The sequence below is a fragment of the Pseudomonas sp. MDT1-85 genome (assembly GCF_054898065.1).
On sequence record NZ_CM142715.1, the window covers coordinates 5270726 to 5286464 of the forward strand.

14 protein-coding genes are annotated in these 15739 nt (G+C 59.6%); 8 read left to right on the plus strand and 6 right to left on the minus strand.

Features of this window, described 5'->3' with window-relative positions; all coding sequences use genetic code 11:
* Nucleotides 1–50 precede the first annotated feature (50 nt).
* From ACYZT2_RS23630 to ACYZT2_RS23645, 4 genes are all read right to left on the minus strand, one after another.
* Nucleotides 51–815: an amino acid ABC transporter ATP-binding protein gene (locus ACYZT2_RS23630; protein ID WP_045062117.1), complete on the minus strand. Its 765-nt coding sequence runs from the start codon at nt 813–815 to the stop codon at nt 51–53.
* A gap of 11 nt (nt 816–826) precedes the next feature.
* On the minus strand, nt 827–1924 hold the full coding sequence (locus tag ACYZT2_RS23635; RefSeq protein WP_461967809.1) for an amino acid ABC transporter permease: 1098 nt from the start codon (nt 1922–1924) through the stop codon (nt 827–829).
* A gap of 10 nt (nt 1925–1934) precedes the next feature.
* Nucleotides 1935–3116: an amino acid ABC transporter permease gene (locus ACYZT2_RS23640; protein WP_461967811.1), complete on the minus strand. Its 1182-nt coding sequence runs from the start codon at nt 3114–3116 to the stop codon at nt 1935–1937.
* Nucleotides 3117–3181: 65 nt separating this feature from the next.
* Nucleotides 3182–4210, minus strand: a complete 1029-nt coding sequence (locus tag ACYZT2_RS23645) for an amino acid ABC transporter substrate-binding protein (RefSeq protein WP_461967813.1) — start codon at nt 4208–4210, stop codon at nt 3182–3184.
* A gap of 469 nt (nt 4211–4679) precedes the next feature.
* Here ACYZT2_RS23645 and ACYZT2_RS23650 point away from each other — a divergent pair, with 469 nt between their 5' ends.
* The 5 genes from ACYZT2_RS23650 to ACYZT2_RS23670 all read left to right on the plus strand — a co-directional run bounded on the left by ACYZT2_RS23650 (nt 4680) and on the right by ACYZT2_RS23670 (nt 9989).
* Complete coding sequence (locus ACYZT2_RS23650) at nt 4680–5336, plus strand: alpha/beta hydrolase (protein ID WP_461967815.1); 657 nt, start codon at nt 4680–4682, stop codon at nt 5334–5336.
* Nucleotides 5337–5421: 85 nt separating this feature from the next.
* Nucleotides 5422–6909 (plus strand): ATP-dependent RNA helicase RhlB, encoded by a 1488-nt coding sequence (gene rhlB / locus ACYZT2_RS23655; protein WP_461967817.1) that lies wholly within the window; start codon nt 5422–5424, stop codon nt 6907–6909.
* 137 nt (nt 6910–7046) lie between these two features.
* Nucleotides 7047–7994, plus strand: coding sequence for an ornithine cyclodeaminase family protein (locus ACYZT2_RS23660; RefSeq protein ID WP_461967819.1), 948 nt, complete (start codon nt 7047–7049; stop codon nt 7992–7994).
* A 128-nt stretch (nt 7995–8122) separates the two neighbouring features.
* Nucleotides 8123–9250, plus strand: a complete 1128-nt coding sequence (locus ACYZT2_RS23665; protein WP_461967821.1) for an NAD(P)/FAD-dependent oxidoreductase — start codon at nt 8123–8125, stop codon at nt 9248–9250.
* A 97-nt stretch (nt 9251–9347) separates the two neighbouring features.
* Complete coding sequence (locus ACYZT2_RS23670) at nt 9348–9989, plus strand: helix-turn-helix transcriptional regulator (RefSeq protein ID WP_038981650.1); 642 nt, start codon at nt 9348–9350, stop codon at nt 9987–9989.
* A 113-nt stretch (nt 9990–10102) separates the two neighbouring features.
* Here the strand turns inward: ACYZT2_RS23670 and ACYZT2_RS23675 are convergent, their stop codons facing one another.
* The gene (locus tag ACYZT2_RS23675) at nt 10103–10879 is read right to left on the minus strand and encodes an ABC transporter substrate-binding protein (RefSeq protein ID WP_461967823.1); all 777 of its coding nucleotides are present in this window, start codon (nt 10877–10879) and stop codon (nt 10103–10105) included.
* Between the two features lie 238 nt (nt 10880–11117).
* Nucleotides 11118–12299 (minus strand): NO-inducible flavohemoprotein, encoded by a 1182-nt coding sequence (gene hmpA, locus ACYZT2_RS23680; RefSeq protein WP_461967825.1) that lies wholly within the window; start codon nt 12297–12299, stop codon nt 11118–11120.
* Nucleotides 12300–12446: 147 nt separating this feature from the next.
* On the opposite strand from hmpA, the gene norR reads away from it, so the two are divergent.
* From norR to ACYZT2_RS23695, 3 genes are all read left to right on the plus strand, one after another.
* Nucleotides 12447–14000 (plus strand): nitric oxide reductase transcriptional regulator NorR, encoded by a 1554-nt coding sequence (gene norR / locus ACYZT2_RS23685; protein ID WP_461967827.1) that lies wholly within the window; start codon nt 12447–12449, stop codon nt 13998–14000.
* A gap of 256 nt (nt 14001–14256) precedes the next feature.
* The gene (locus tag ACYZT2_RS23690; protein ID WP_461967829.1) at nt 14257–15159 is read left to right on the plus strand and encodes a chemotaxis protein CheW; all 903 of its coding nucleotides are present in this window, start codon (nt 14257–14259) and stop codon (nt 15157–15159) included.
* A 27-nt stretch (nt 15160–15186) separates the two neighbouring features.
* Nucleotides 15187–15645 carry a GNAT family N-acetyltransferase gene (locus tag ACYZT2_RS23695; RefSeq protein ID WP_461967831.1) on the plus strand — a complete coding sequence of 153 codons (459 nt, stop codon included), beginning with the start codon at nt 15187–15189 and terminating at the stop codon, nt 15643–15645.
* Nucleotides 15646–15739: the final 94 nt, after the last annotated feature.

The following is a 15739-nucleotide window of genomic DNA, read 5'->3' on the forward strand; positions in this document are numbered from 1 at the left end:
AAAAATAAACCCGGAACACTGTCCGGGTTTATTTCACTGCCTGGCGTCGATCAATGCAGGATCTGGCTCAGGAACAGTTTGGTGCGCTCGTTCTGCGGGTTGTCGAAGAAGTCGTTCGGCGCGGCCTGTTCGACGATTTCGCCCTTGTCCATGAAGATCACGCGGTTGGCCACGGTGCGGGCGAAGCCCATTTCGTGGGTCACGCAGAGCATGGTCATGCCGTCTTCGGCGAGGCCAATCATGGTGTCGAGAACCTCTTTCACCATCTCCGGGTCGAGCGCCGAGGTCGGTTCGTCGAACAGCATGATTTTCGGTTTCATGCACAGGGCACGGGCAATCGCCACACGCTGTTGCTGGCCGCCGGAGAGTTGCCCCGGGAATTTATGCGCCTGTTCTGGAATGCGTACGCGTTCCAGGTAATGCATGGCGATTTCTTCGGCCTTGCGTTTCGGCATCTTGCGCACCCACATCGGCGCCAGGGTGCAGTTCTGCAGGATGGTCAGGTGCGGGAACAGGTTGAAGTGCTGGAACACCATGCCGACTTCGCGACGGACCGATTCGATCTGCTTGAGATCGTTGGTCAGTTCCACGCCATCGACCACGATCCGGCCCTGCTGGTGTTCTTCCAGGCGATTGAGGCAACGGATCGTGGTGGATTTGCCGGAACCCGACGGGCCGCACAGGACGATTCGCTCGCCCTGCTTGACGTTCAGGTTGATGTCTTTCAACACGTGGAACTGGCCGTACCACTTGTTGACGCCCTGCATCTGAATAATGCCTTCAGGGCTCACAGGCTGTTTGATCGCTTCACTCATAAACTACGCTCCTAACGCTTGTGGCCAGTGTCCAGCTTACGTTCCAAATGCATGGAGTAGCGGGACATACCAAAACAGAAAATCCAGAACACCAGGGCCGCGAACACGTAGCCTTCAGTGGCCATGCCCAACCATTTCGGGTCGGCGGCGGCTTGTTTGACGCTGTTGAGCAAGTCGAACAGGCCGATGATGATCACCAGGCTCGTGTCCTTGAACAGCGCAATGAAGGTGTTGACGATGCCAGGGATCACCATCTTCAGGGCTTGCGGCAGAATCACCAGGCCCATGCTGCGCCAGTAACCGAGGCCCATCGCTGCAGCCGCTTCGTACTGACCTTTGGGAATCGCTTGCAGACCACCGCGCACCACTTCGGCCACGTAAGCCGACTGGAACAGGATCACGCCGATCAGCGCCCGCAGCAGTTTGTCGAAGTTCATGCCTTCAGGCAGGAACAACGGCAGCATCACCGAGGACATGAACAGCACCGTGATCAACGGCACGCCGCGCCAGAATTCGATGAAGGTCACGCAGACCACGCGAATCGCCGGCATGTTCGAACGACGGCCCAAGGCCAGGACAATACCCAGCGGCAGCGCGCCGGCAATACCGACGGTGGCGATCACCAGGGTCAGCATCAGGCCGCCCCATTGGCTGGTCGCCACCTGGGTCAAGCCGAAAACGCCGCCATGCAACAGGCACCAGGCAATGATCGGGTACAGCACCAGGAAGCTCAGCCCGTACACCGCTTTACGCGGGAAGCGCGAGATGAACAGCGGTGCCACGCCGATGACCGCCAGCCACACGGTCAGGTCCACGCGCCAGCGCAGATCCACCGGGTAGTAGCCGTACATGAACTGGCCGAAGCGCTGCTGGATGAACACCCAGCAGGCGCCCTCCTTGGTGCAGTCAGCCTGGGTGGTGCCGACCCAGTTGGCATCGAGGATCGCCCAGTTCAGGATCGGCGGCACCACCAGGTAGATCAGGTAGAACGCAAACAGGGTCAGCAGAGTGTTGAGCCAGCTGGAGAACATGTTGGCGCGCATCCACGCCACGACACCGATGCTGCGGCTCGGGGGTGGCATGTCAGGTTTGAAAGTATGAGTACTCATGCGCTTTTCCTTACCGCTCGATCAGCGCAATGCGCTTGTTGTACCAGTTCATCAGCAGGGAAATGCTGATACTGATCGCCAGGTACACGCTCATGGTGATGGCAATGACTTCGATAGCCTGCCCGGTCTGGTTCAGCACCGTGCCGGCAAACAACGACACCATCTCCGGATAACCAATACCGGCCGCCAGCGAGGAGTTTTTCGCCAGGTTCAGGTATTGGCTGGTCAGCGGTGGAATGATCACGCGCAGAGCTTGCGGGATGATCACCTTGCGCAGCGTCGGACCGTTGCGCAAACCCAACGAGTGCGCCGCTTCGGTCTGGCCGTGGCTGACCGACTTGATGCCTGAACGCACGATCTCGGCGATGAACGCCGCGGTGTACACCGTCAGGGCCAGGGTCAGCGCCAGCAGTTCCGGGATCAGCACCCAGCCACCGACGAAGTTGAAGCCTTGCAGCTTGGGCATTTCCCAGTGCACGGGCGTACCGAAGACCAGCGCGCACAACGCCGGGATCACCAGAAACAGCGCCAGACCTACCCAGAATTTGTGGAACGGTACGCCGGTCGCTTCGAAGCGTTTGGTCGCCCAGCGGTTCATCAGCACGATGGCGACAATGGCTACGACGACGCTGACCACAAACGGCCAGAAACCGTCCGCCGCCAACGCTGCGGGCATATTCAGGCCGCGGCTGCTGACGAAGAAGGTGTCGCCGAAGTTGTGGCTATTGCGTGGCCCCGGCATGGTCAGGAACACCGCGAAGTACCAGAACAGGATTTGCAGCAGCGGCGGAATGTTGCGGAAGACTTCCACATAAACAGTCGCCAGCTTGGCAATGATCCAGTTCTTCGACAGCCGTGACACACCAACGATGAACCCGAGGATCGTCGCCAGGATCACGCCGATGAAGGTCACCAGCAGCGTGTTGAGCAAGCCGATGACAAACACCCGGGCGTAGCTGTCCGATTCGGTGTAGTCGATCAGGTGTTGAGCGATGCCGAAACCGGCACTGCGCTCCAGAAAGCTGAAGCCGGAGGTAATGCCCCGGTGTTGAAGGTTGGTCTGCGTGTTGTCGAACAGATACCAGCCCATCGAGACCACCGCCACAATGGTGATGATCTGAAATAGCCACGCACGCACTTTTGGATCGCTGAGGCTGAGCCTCTGCTTTGGTGCGCCGATTGAATTTTGCATGAAGTGCCCCGCAAATAATGGAACAGAACATCACCCGGTGGTTGGCCCACCGGGTGATAGAACCATCAGCGCACTGGTGGTGCGTATTGAATGCCGCCGTTGTTCCACAGGCCGTTCAGCCCGCGGTCGATGGCCAGTGGAGTGCCTTTGCCGAGGTTTCTCTCGAACACTTCACCGTAGTTACCCACTTGCTTGACGATCTGCACGACCCAGTCTTTCTTCACTTTCAAGTCTTTGCCGTATTCACCGTCAGCGCCCAGCAGACGAGCAACGTCCGGGTTCTTGGTGGCGTTGGCTTCAGCTTCAACGTTTTTCTGGGTGATACCCATTTCTTCAGCGTTGAGCATCGCGAACAGGGTCCACTTGACGATGCTGAACCACTCTTCGTCGCCTTTACGCACGACCGGGCCCAAAGGCTCCTTGGAGATGGTTTCCGGCAGAACGACGTAGTCGGTCGGGGTCGCCAGCTTGCTGCGTTGTGCGTAGAGCTGGGATTTGTCGGAGGTCAACACGTCGCAACGACCGGATTCCAGCGACTTGGCGCTTTCATCGGAGGTGTCGAAGGTGATCGGGGTGTATTTCAGACCGTTACCGCGGAAGTAGTCGGAAACGTTCAGCTCGGTCGTGGTACCGGCTTGAATGCAGATAGTGGCGCCGTCGAGCTCTTTAGCGCTTTTCACGCCCAGCTTGTTGTTCACCAGGAAGCCGATGCCGTCGTAATAAGTCACGCCGGCAAACACCAGGCCCATGCCCGAATCGCGGGAGCTGGTCCAGGTGGTGTTACGCGACAGCACGTCGATTTCGCCGGACTGCAGCGCAGTGAAGCGCTCTTTGGCGTTCAACTGGCTGAATTTGACCTTGGTCGCGTCGCCGAATACGGCAGCGGCCACAGCGCGGCAGACGTCGGCGTCGATGCCGATGATCTTGCCAGTGGAGTCCGGAACCGAGAAGCCCGGCAGACCGTCACTCACACCACACTGTACGAAACCTTTCTTCTGCACTGCATCCAGGGTTGCACCCGCCTGAGCGAACCCACTGACACCGAGCACTGCGGCTGCAGTCACGATGGCCAGGGTGGATTTCAATATCTTCATTCAAACCTCCAGTTTTGCTCTTGTTGTGTCGGAGCTTGAGCCCTGTCGCACCCTTATGAGGCGTTGTTGACCCGTGTTGGCTTTTTTTAGGGTCAACCGACGCAGGACCGTCGCTATGAGTCTAGTAGGAGAAAATCCACGTTCTGGATAACTCCCTTCTCACCAATCGGCCGAACGGGCGGTAGCCCTTTCACGTTCGCGAAGCCCGTAGCGGCCATTGGCGAACATCCATCACCGGATTCTTTGCTATCCCACGACCAGCCGTACACTGATAGTGTTACCGCCAGGCATGAGATTGGTTGCACAGGTTCTCCCATAGCAAAGCCCGTACCAGACCGCTCGCTAAAGCGATTAAGCGACAGGTCAATAGCAAAACTTTCAGCCTTGCGACATCTTCTTAACTGATCAACCAGACGCGCACTCAGAGCTCGCACTTCAATGAGAACGCACGCACACATATGGAGCACCCATGACCGAGCCCTTGATTCTGCAACCCGTCAAGCCCGCAGACGCCTGCGTAATTTGGCTGCACGGGCTGGGCGCCGACCGCTACGATTTCCTGCCGGTGGCTGAAGCGCTGCAGGAAAGCTTGCTGACCACACGCTTCGTCCTGCCCCAGGCACCGACTCGCGCCGTCACCATTAACGGTGGCTACGAAATGCCGAGTTGGTACGACATATTGGCTATGAGCCCGGCGCGCGCGATCAACCGCGAGCAGCTGGAAGCGTCCGCGCAACGGGTCTTTGATTTGATCAAAGAGCAGAAGGCCAGCGGAATAGACGCCTCGCGCATCTTTCTCGCCGGGTTTTCCCAAGGCGGCGCGGTGGTGTTGCACACGGCCTTTGTGAAATGGCAGGGACCGCTGGGTGGCGTACTTGCCCTCTCGACTTATGCGCCGACCTTCAGCGATGAACGGGAGCTTTCCGCCAGCCAGCAGCGCATTCCGGTGCTGTCATTGCACGGCCAGTACGATGACGTGGTTCAAAACTCCATGGGCCGGACCGCCTATGAGTATTTGAAGCAACGTGGTGTCACCGTGACATGGCAGGAATACCCAATGGGCCACGAAGTGTTACCCGAAGAAATTCGTGACATCGGCGTCTGGCTCGCCGAGCGTTTGCGCTAAAAGCTACCCATTGATCCATCCCACTACGCCGCGCCCGATTCTTGCATTACACTGGCCGGCGTATATTCCTTAACCAATTGATGAGATGACCGTGCTCAAAGCACTCAAGAAAATGTTCGGTAAAAGCGAGACTGAGCAGCTCGCGCCAGTCTCCAGCGCTCCTTCTCATACTCCCAGCCACCGCACCGACGGTAATCAGCCTGGCCGGACCGCAACCGTAGCGGCACCGAAACACGAGCCGGTGACCACACCGACCGTCCCCCCTGTAGAGGCCATCGCCTCTGAGCAGCCGCGCAGCGAAGCCCCGAAACCGGCAAAACCGCGTCGCGAACCAAAGCCAAAAGCGCCGGTTATTCCCTGGAAACTCGAAGACTTCGCCGTCGAACCCCAGGAAGGCAAAACCCGCTTCCACGATTTCAAACTCGCCCCCGAACTGATGCACGCCATTCAGGACCTGGGCTTTCCGTATTGCACGCCGATCCAGGCGCAGGTGCTTGGCTTCACCCTCGCGGGCAAAGACGCCATCGGTCGTGCCCAGACCGGCACCGGCAAAACCGCCGCGTTCCTGATTTCGATCATCACTCAGCTGCTGCAAACCCCGCCGCCCAAAGAGCGCTACATGGGTGAGCCGCGGGCACTGATCATCGCCCCGACGCGGGAACTGGTGGTGCAAATCGCCAAGGACGCAGCCGACCTGACCAAGTACACCGGCCTCAACGTCATGACATTTGTCGGCGGAATGGACTTCGACAAGCAGCTCAAGCACCTCGAAGCCCGTCACTGCGACATCCTCGTGGCCACTCCGGGCCGCTTGCTCGACTTCAACCAGCGCGGCGACGTGCACTTGGACATGGTCGAAGTGATGGTGCTGGACGAAGCCGACCGGATGCTCGACATGGGTTTCATCCCACAAGTGCGTCAGATCATTCGCCAGACCCCGCCGAAGAACGAGCGTCAGACGCTGTTGTTCTCCGCGACCTTCACCGAAGACGTGATGAACCTCGCCAAGCAATGGACCACCGACCCGTCGATCGTCGAGATCGAAGCGCAGAACGTGGCCAGCGAAAACGTCGAGCAACACATCTACGCGGTGGCCGGTGCCGACAAATACAAACTGCTCTACAACCTGGTCAACGATAACGGCTGGGAACGGGTAATGGTCTTCGCCAACCGCAAGGACGAAGTGCGGCGCATCGAAGAACGCCTGGTACGCGATGGCGTCAACGCGGCGCAACTGTCTGGCGATGTGCCGCAGCACAAGCGCATCAAGACCCTGGAAGGTTTCCGCGAAGGCAAGATCCGCGTGCTGGTGGCCACCGATGTTGCCGGTCGCGGCATTCACATCGATGGCATTAGCCATGTGATCAACTTCACCCTGCCGGAAGTCCCGGACGACTACGTGCACCGCATCGGTCGTACTGGCCGTGCCGGCGCGGATGGCGTGTCCATCAGCTTTGCCGGTGAAGACGACTCCTACCAGCTACCGTCCATCGAGGCGCTGCTGGGTCGCAAGATCAGTTGTGAAACGCCACCGACGCATCTGCTGCGGGCGGTTGAGCGCAAGCGCCCGTAACTCGGGGCTTTCAGAAAGAAGCGCAGCCGGAAACGGACTGCGCTTTTTTTTTGTCCGGTTTTCAACAGGAGCTTGCTCGAAGCAACTAAAAGTCCATAATAGACAAATTAGTTTACTTTCAGCGCCCGGAGCCGACCATGCCCAGCACGCCTTACGTCATCACCCAACCTCAGGCCAGCGAGTTGCTGGCGCAGGTCGACGTGCCGCAGATCCTGCGCAAACTGTTCCGCGATCTGGCCGCCGGGCAAGCCGTGCAGCCGGCGCAACAACTGGTGGAATTCCCGCAGGGCGCTGGAGACTTCATCAACTACTTGGGCGTGCTGGCCGAAGACGGCGTTTACGGGGTCAAGACTTCGCCATACATCGTGCGTGAACAAGGTCCGCTGGTGACCGCCTGGACGCTGTTGATGTCGATGCAAACCGGCCAGCCGCTGTTGCTCTGCGATGCCGGCGAACTGACCACGGCGCGCACCGCTGCAACCACAGCAGTGGCGGTCGACGCCCTCGCCCCGCTGAAGGCCCAACGTCTGGCGATCATCGGCAGCGGCAAGGTCGCCCAGGCGCACCTGCATTACGTCAAAGGTCTGCGTGACTGGCAGAGCATCAGCCTCTACTCGCCGAGCCTGAGCGACAAGAATCCCGACGTATTGGCGCAACTCCAAAGTCTCGATCCTCGGCTGACCATCGTCGACAGTCGTGAAGCGGCCGTGCAAGACGCCGATGTCATCATGCTCTGCACCTCTTCCGCAGGCCCGGTGATCGATCCGACAAGCTTGAGCAAACCGGCGCTGATCACCTCCATCAGCACCAACGCACCACGTGCCCACGAAGTACCGCCGCAGAGCCTCAATGACATGCAAGTGTTCTGCGACTATCGTCTGACCACCCCAGGCTCGGCCGGCGAGATGCTGATTGCCGGCGAACAACATGGCTGGGGCGAGGGCGCAATTGTCGGCGACCTGCCCGATCTGCTCAGCGAAAAAGTCCAGCGCCCCGACTACGACCGTCATGTGTTCTTCCGCTCCATTGGTCTGGGTCTGGAAGACATCGCGCTGGCCAACGCCATCTACCAACTACAGCACTAACCCCCCCGATCCTGTAGGAGCAAGGCTTGCCCGCGATGCAGACGCCGCGGTCATTCAGGTAAACCGCGGCGATGCATTCGCGGGCAAGCCTCGCTCCTACAGCATTTACGCCCCATCAGGAGACGTTCATGAGCCAGGCAGATTTCATCATCATCGGCGGCGGGATTGCCGGCGCTTCCACCGGTTTCTGGCTGTCGCAGCACGGGCGGGTGATTGTGCTCGAACGCGAATCCCATCCGGCTTATCACTCCACCGGACGCTCGGCGGCGCTGTTCACCGCCGCCTATGGCACACCGCAGGTTCGGGCATTGACTCAGGCCAGCCGCGACTTCTTCGACGCGCCACCGCCCGGTTTCTGCGAACACCCGCTGCTGACCCCGCGCGGCGAGATGACCGTCGACTTCACCGGCGACCCGGCCGAGCTGAGCAATCAATACCTGAGCGCCAAAGCCACGGTGCCGCAAATGCAATGGCTCAGCGCCGACGAAGCCTGTGCGCGTCTGCCGATCCTGCGTCGGGAAAAAGTCCATGGTGCGATCTACGACCCGACCGCCAGCGACATCGATACCGATGCCCTGCATCAGGGCTATCTGCGCGGTATCCGGCGCAATAAAAGTGAAATTCATATCGACAGCGAAGTGCTCAGCCTGACCCGGGATGCCGAAGGACTGTGGCAGGCTCAAACCGCGACTCAGACTTTCAGCGCCCCGATCATCATCAACGCCGCCGGTGCCTGGGCCGACAAGATTGGCGAGCTGGCCGGTGCCCAACCTCTAGGCTTGCAACCCAAGCGCCGGGCAGCTTTTATCTTTGCCGGCCCCGAAGGTCTGGATATCCATGACTGGCCAATGCTGGTCAGCCTCGATGAATCCTTCTATATGAAGCCCGACGCCGGCATGTTCCTCGGCTCCCCGGCCAATGCCGACCCGGTGGAACCCCACGACGTGCAGCCCGAAGAGCTGGACATCGCCATGGGCATTTACCAGATCGAAGAAGCCACCACCCTGACCATCCGCCGTCCGACCCGCACCTGGGCTGGCCTGCGCAGCTTCGTGCGCGACGGGGATTTGCTCTCTGGCTTCGATCGGCAGGTGCCGGGGCTGTTCTGGGTCGCGGCGCAAGGCGGTTATGGCATCCAGACGTCGCCGGCCATGGGCCAGGCCAGTGCTGCACTGGTGCGCGGCGAAGCTTTGCCCGAGCAGCTCACCCGTTTCGGCCTGGACGCCGAAATGTTCTCCCCCGCCCGCCTGAGCTGATTCTGATCCTGCCCTCAGGTGACGTGTCCACACGATTGCGGCAAACTTCCAGCGTCCCTTTTTAACGGGGCGCTGACGCTGCCTGGAGTTCCACTGTATGAACGCACCTGAAAAAGACTCGGCCCTGGACGCTACGTCCATGGACAACTTTCGCGCGATTGCCGATGCGATCGCCACGTTGTTCTTCCCTCACGCCGAGGTGGTGCTGCACGACCTGCGCACGCAAAAGGTCGATTACATCGCCAACAACCTGTCCAAACGGGAAATCGGCGACGACTCCTCGCTGGAAGACATGCTCAGCGAAGAGGTCAGCGAACGAAACATCGGGCCGTACGAAAAGCTCAACTGGGACGGCCAGAAGATTCGCAGTCTCAGCAGCGTACTGCGCGACAGCGAAGGGCGTCCGCTGGCAGTGCTGTGCATCAACCTGAATATCTCGCTGTTCGAGAACGCGAAAGCGGCGCTGGATTTGTTCCTGTCGCCGACCAAGCTGATTCCGCAACCGGACTCACTGTTTCGTGATGACTGGCAGGAACGGATCAACACCTTTCTGCACGCCTGGCTGCGCGAGCGTCAGCTGAGCCTGAATGTGCTGACCCGCGACCACAAACGCGAACTGGTGCTGGCGCTGCACGCCGAAGGCGCCTTCAAAGGCAAAAGCGCCTCCAACTATGTGGCCAATGTGCTGAACATGGGACGGGCGACGGTGTACAAGCATTTGAAGGAATTGAAGGGTTGAGCGTTGAGATGCGTGCTGTCTGCCAGGGCCCCATCGCGAGCAGGCTCGCTCCCACAATGGACCTGCATGCGCAAGACTAATGTGGGAGCGAGCCTGCTCGCGATGGCGATTAATCAGTCGCCGTAGATATCCGACTTGAAGTACTTCTGCGAAATCTTCTGATACTCGCCATTGGCGCGAATCTCATCGATAGCCTTGTTCAGATCCGCCACCAACTGCGTGTTGCCCTTGCGCACGGCAATCCCGGCGCCCTCGCCCACGTATTTCGGGTCCTTGAGTTCCGGCCCGACAAAAGCGTAACCGGCGCCACGAGGCATCGCCAGGAAGTCACTCAATGGGATGGTGTCGGCAAAAATCGCATCGAGGCGACCGGCTGCCAGATCCATATAGATTTCTTCGTTGTTGGCGTAGCGCTTGACGTTGACGCCCATCGGTTCGAAAACCTCGGCAGCAAAACGGTCGGTGGTGGTTGCGCGCTGCACGCCGACATTCTTGCCCTTGAGGCTGGCGTACTGGTCATCCACCACTGCGCCATCCTTCATCACCAAACGCGATGAGGTGAAGTAATACTTGTGAGTGAAATCCACCGATTTCTTACGGTCTTCGTTGATGGTCATGGACGATAGCGCCATGTCGATTTTCTTCACCTTCAGGGAAGGAATCAGACCGTCGAACTCGCCTTCGACCCACTCACACTTGACCTTCATCTGCGCACACAGGGCATTGCCGATCTCGTAGTCGAAACCGACTATCTTGCCTTCCTGGGTTTTGGACGCGAACGGCGGATAAGCCGCTTCGATGCCAATGCGCAGGTTTTTCTCGGCGGCGAACAAGCTACTGCACGCCAACAGGCTCAGGGCCAGGCCGGTGATGAGGGGGAATTTCTTCATATTCGTTCTCTCGCGGGTTGTTGTTGGTTTGGCAAGACAGAAGAAAAAACTGAAACGGGGGGAAACGCTTTTTTTGTACTTCGAATTCCATACTGGACTTTTATGTATTTTCCGTCAATCGGGCAGACAGCCTCATACCCGGCCTCTGGTCGGGTGCTGGCCAAATGTAAAAAAGGCCGGGTTGGTGCTTCGCGAACAAGCGAAACACCAACCCAGCCTCAGGAATCACCGCAAACAGTTATTCCAGCGCGGCGGCCGGCCCGAAGAACTCGTAACGGCTCTGCTTCTCCGGCACACCCAAGGCCTTGAGGTGACGCTTGATCGCTGCCATGAAGCCTTTAGGCCCCAGGAAGTACGCATCCACATCGCGCTCTTCCGGCAACCACTCGCCAAGTTGCGCCTGGCTCAACAGGCCAACCTGGTCCGCCGCCGGGCTGATGCCATCGTCTTCGGCATAGCAATAAAAACGCTTGAGCTGCGGATGACGCTCGGCCAGCCCATCGATCCAGTCACGGAAAGCATGCACGCTACCGTTGCGCGCGCAGTGAATAAAGTGCACCGGCCGCTCGGTCGCCAGCGCCGCTTCGAGCATCGGCAGTGTCGGAGTAATGCCGACGCCGCCACTGATCAGCACCAGCGGTTTGTCGCTGGCGGTCAGGGTGAAGTCGCCCGCTGGCGGGAATAGCAGGATGCTCGCGCCGACGTGCAGTTGATCGTGCAAATGGTTGGAAGCGCGACCGCCGGTTTCACGTTTGACGCTGATGCGGTACTGGCCCTTGTTGGCCAGCGCCGACAGCGAATAGTTACGTCGAATTTCTTCGCCATCGAGGATCAGTTTCATGCCGATGTACTGGCCAGGCTCTGCCGCGAGAATCGGACCCTTGTCCGCCGGTTCGAAGTAGAACGAGATGATTTCCGCGCTCTCTTCCACTTTGGCCGCCACGATGAATTCCCGCGCGCCACGCCAGCCGCCCGGCGCCTGCGCTTTCTGGTCGTAGATGCTGGCTTCGGCGCCGATCAGGATATCAGCCAGTTGATTGTAGGCCGCGCCCCAGGCACTCATCACTTCAGGCGTGGCAATCTCTTCGCCCAGTACCTCGGAGATCGCTCGCAACAGGCAGCTACCCACAATCGGGTAATGCTCCGGGAGGATTTGCAGGGCCACGTGCTTGTTGATGATCTTGGCCACCAGGTCACCCAACTGATCGAGCTGGTCGATGTGCCGCGCATACATCAATACACCGTTGGCCAGGGCGCGTGGCTGATCGCCACTGGCCTGGTGGGCCTGGTTGAACAGCGGGCGGACCTCCGGGTATTCGGAGAGCATCATGCGGTAGAAGTGAGTGATCAACGCTTCGCCGCCGCTTTCCAGCAACGGCACGGTGGACTTGACGATGGCACGGTCTTGAACGCTAAGCATAAGAGCAACCCCTGGGCTTTATATGAATAACCTTTTCATATCAGTTTCCATGCCAACAATTAAAACCCTATAAATCAGTTAGTTAAAAACACCGTAGTCATCTCGACAACAGAGGCTTTATAGTCACACCGACTACACGGAGTCATTATGACTGCAAAATTACTGCTCACGACCCTGCTGCCCCTGGTCTCCGACCTGTCCCGCGAATTGCCCGAAGGCGAGCGCTACCGACGCCTGCTCGAAGCCATGCGCGCCCTGCTCCCTTGCGACGCCGCGGCCCTGCTGCGACTCGATGGCGAATGGCTGGTGCCGCTGGCCGTGGACGGGTTGAGCACCGACACCCTCGGTCGACGTTTCAAGGTCAGCGAACACCCGCGCTTCGAAGCGTTGCTCAGCAGCCCCGGCCCGACTCGCTTCGCCGCCGACAGCGATTTGCCCGATCCTTACGACGGGCTGGTCGATGGTCTTCACGAACACCTGGAAGTCCACGACTGCATGGGCTGCCCGCTGTTTATCGACGAGCGTCCGTGGGGTTTGCTGACCCTCGACGCGCTCGACCCTGAACGCTTCGAACCGATCGAACTGGACGCCCTGCAAGCCTTCGCCAGTCTCGCCGCCGCCACGGTCAACGCCGCCGAGCGCATCGAACGGCTGGCCAATCGCGTCGAAGACGAACATCAGCGCGCCGAGGTTTACCGTCAGGCCAGCGGCCAACAGAACCGCGAAATGATCGGCCAGAGCAAGGCTCACAAACGACTGGTGGAAGAGATCAGCCTGGTGGGCGGCAGCGACCTGACGGTGCTGATCACCGGCGAAACCGGAGTCGGCAAAGAGCTGGTGGCCCAGGCCATCCACGCGGCTTCGTCCCGGGCCGACAAACCGATCATCAGCCTCAATTGCGCCGCCCTGCCAGACACGCTGGTGGAGAGCGAATTGTTCGGCCATGTGCGCGGTGCTTTCACCGGCGCGACGAATGATCGGCGCGGCAAGTTCGAACTGGCCAATGGTGGCACGCTGTTTCTCGATGAAGTGGGCGAGCTGTCGCTGACGGTGCAGGCCAAATTATTGAGGGTGCTGCAGAGCGGGCAATTGCAGCGCCTGGGCTCAGACAAGGAGCATCAGGTCGACGTGCGATTGATCGCAGCAACCAACCGCGACCTGGCAGAAGAAGTGCGCAGCGGTCGCTACCGTGCCGACTTCTATCATCGCTTGAGCGTTTACCCGCTGCTGGTGCCCGCACTGCGCGATCGCGGTCGGGATGTGCTGTTGCTCAGCGGCTACTTCCTGGAACAAAACCGTTCACGCATGGGCCTCAACAGCCTGCGCCTGACCAGCGATGCGCAAGCGGCATTATTGGCGTATGACTGGCCGGGGAACGTGCGGGAGCTGGAGCATTTGATTGGCCGCAGTGCGTTGAAGGCATTGGGCAACTGCAAACAACGGCCAAAGATTCTCAGCTTGAGCGCGGCGGATCTGGACTTGCCCAACGGCAGCGTTGAATCCGCGCCGGAACCGGTGGATGCTGCGCCGGCGGCTGCATTAATTGCAGGGGATTTGCGTGAGGCCACCGAGCATTATCAGCGCCAACTGATCAGCGCTTGCCTGGAACGGCACCAGAACAACTGGGCCAGCGCGGCGCGGGAGCTGGGTCTGGATCGGGCGAACCTGGGGCGGATGGCCAAGAGATTAGGCATGAAATAACGCGATCTCCTGTAGCAGCTGCCGGCTGCGGAGCAGTCGTAAACCGGCAAACGCGGTGCCTCAGGTACAACTCATTGCCCGGTTTGGCGAGGACTTCGTCCTCGAACGCAGCCTTCGGCAGCTGCTACAAAAATCGCGTTGGTCGTTATGCTGGGGAATATCCCTAAAGCCAGCCCCCGACAAGTCGATAACCCGGCATCGATAGTTGTTGGCGATCTTCACAATCGCCCATCACCTTTTTCCACAGAAGGTTTTTATGTCTTCCAATAAAGCCCGCGCAGATTCACTTTCGCTTCTGCTGTTTACCTTGCGCAGCGGCAAGCTGATGGCGATCAACCTGCTGAAAGTCAGCGAAATCATCCCCTGCCCGCCACTGACCAAGCTGCCGGAGTCGCACCCCCACGTCAAAGGCATCGCCACCCTGCGCGGCGCGTCGTTGTCGGTGATCGACCTGAGCCGCGCCATCGGTGAGCGACCGCTGGAAGACCCGAACGGTGGCTGCCTGATCGTCACCGACGTCAGCCGCTCCAAGCAGGGCCTGCACGTTCAGGCGGTGAGCAAGATCGTCCACTGCCTGACTACCGACATCCGTCCGCCGCCCTTCGGCTCAGGCGGCGTGCGCTCGTACATCACCGGCGTGACCTCGGTCGACGGTACGCTGGTGCAGGTGCTGGACATCGAAAAGGTTATCCACGGCATCGCTCCGGCGCAGATCGAAACAGCCCCGACCGAACTGAGCATGGAAGACGCCGAAGTACTCGGCAACGCGCGGATTCTGGTGGTCGATGACAGCCAGGTCGCCCTGCAACAATCGGTGCACACCCTGCGCAACCTCGGCCTGCAATGCCACACCGCTCGCAGCGCCAGGGAAGCCATCGACTGCCTGCTGGACCTGCAAGGCACCGCCCAGCAAATCAACCTGATCGTCTCCGATATCGAAATGTCGGAAATGGACGGCTATGCCCTCACCCGCACCTTGCGCGAAACGCCGGACTTCTCGCACCTCTATGTGTTGCTGCACACCTCGCTGGACAGCGCGATGAACAGCGAGAAGGCTCGACTGGCAGGGGCCAACGCGGTGCTGACCAAATTCTCCTCGCCGGAACTGACCAAATGCCTGATCGCGGCGGCCAGGGCCATCACCGAACAAGGTCACTGAGTTGTGGCCGAGGTTTTTTGTTTTCTGATGCGGCGCAACCTCGCTGAGGATGTGCCGCCTTTCACTTGGCCAAATGGCATTGAGTTGACCGAGTACCGTCCCGAACTGGCCGAAGCCGTTCATCACTTGATGGAACTCGGCTATCTGGAAGGTAGCGGTCGCGTACCGGCGCTGGAAGTCTGGCAACAGCGTTTCGAAACCGATCCTGAATACGATCCGTCCCTGTGCTTCATCGCATTCGACGCCGAAGGAATCGTCGGCGTCGCCCAGTGCTGGACCAGCGCCTACATCAAGAGCCTGGTGGTGCATCCGCGCGCTCAAGGCCGCGGACTTGGCCGTGCGCTGCTGCTAAATGCTTTCAACGTGTTTCAGCAACGCCGCGAAGGCTTTGTGGACCTGAAGGTGCTGGAAAACAACCTTCGGGCACAGCGTTTGTATGAAAGTGCCGGGATGTATGTGGTCCGCCGGGAACCGGTTCCAACCTGAGACCGCTTTCGCGGGCAAGCCTCGCTCCTACACAGGTCACCGAACCTTGTAGGAGCGAGGCTTGCCCGCGAAGAGGCCTGCCTAAACAATTCAA

Bases quoted from the DNA above. Each gene is read 5' to 3' on its own strand.
- ACYZT2_RS23670 (WP_038981650.1), top strand. From the start codon at position 9,348: ATGAACGCACCTGAAAAAGACTCGGCCCTGGACGCTACGTCCATGGAC.
- ACYZT2_RS23635 (WP_461967809.1), bottom strand. From the start codon at position 1,924: ATGAGTACTCATACTTTCAAACCTGACATGCCACCCCCGAGCCGCAGC.
- ACYZT2_RS23630 (WP_045062117.1), bottom strand. From the start codon at position 815: ATGAGTGAAGCGATCAAACAGCCTGTGAGCCCTGAAGGCATTATTCAG.
- ACYZT2_RS23640 (WP_461967811.1), bottom strand. From the start codon at position 3,116: ATGCAAAATTCAATCGGCGCACCAAAGCAGAGGCTCAGCCTCAGCGAT.
- rhlB (WP_461967817.1), top strand. From the start codon at position 5,422: ATGACCGTGCTCAAAGCACTCAAGAAAATGTTCGGTAAAAGCGAGACT.
- ACYZT2_RS23645 (WP_461967813.1), bottom strand. From the start codon at position 4,210: ATGAAGATATTGAAATCCACCCTGGCCATCGTGACTGCAGCCGCAGTG.
- ACYZT2_RS23650 (WP_461967815.1), top strand. From the start codon at position 4,680: ATGACCGAGCCCTTGATTCTGCAACCCGTCAAGCCCGCAGACGCCTGC.
- ACYZT2_RS23675 (WP_461967823.1), bottom strand. From the start codon at position 10,879: ATGAAGAAATTCCCCCTCATCACCGGCCTGGCCCTGAGCCTGTTGGCG.
- ACYZT2_RS23660 (WP_461967819.1), top strand. From the start codon at position 7,047: ATGCCCAGCACGCCTTACGTCATCACCCAACCTCAGGCCAGCGAGTTG.
- ACYZT2_RS23665 (WP_461967821.1), top strand. From the start codon at position 8,123: ATGAGCCAGGCAGATTTCATCATCATCGGCGGCGGGATTGCCGGCGCT.
- ACYZT2_RS23690 (WP_461967829.1), top strand. From the start codon at position 14,257: ATGTCTTCCAATAAAGCCCGCGCAGATTCACTTTCGCTTCTGCTGTTT.
- ACYZT2_RS23695 (WP_461967831.1), top strand. From the start codon at position 15,187: ATGCGGCGCAACCTCGCTGAGGATGTGCCGCCTTTCACTTGGCCAAAT.
- norR (WP_461967827.1), top strand. From the start codon at position 12,447: ATGACTGCAAAATTACTGCTCACGACCCTGCTGCCCCTGGTCTCCGAC.
- hmpA (WP_461967825.1), bottom strand. From the start codon at position 12,299: ATGCTTAGCGTTCAAGACCGTGCCATCGTCAAGTCCACCGTGCCGTTG.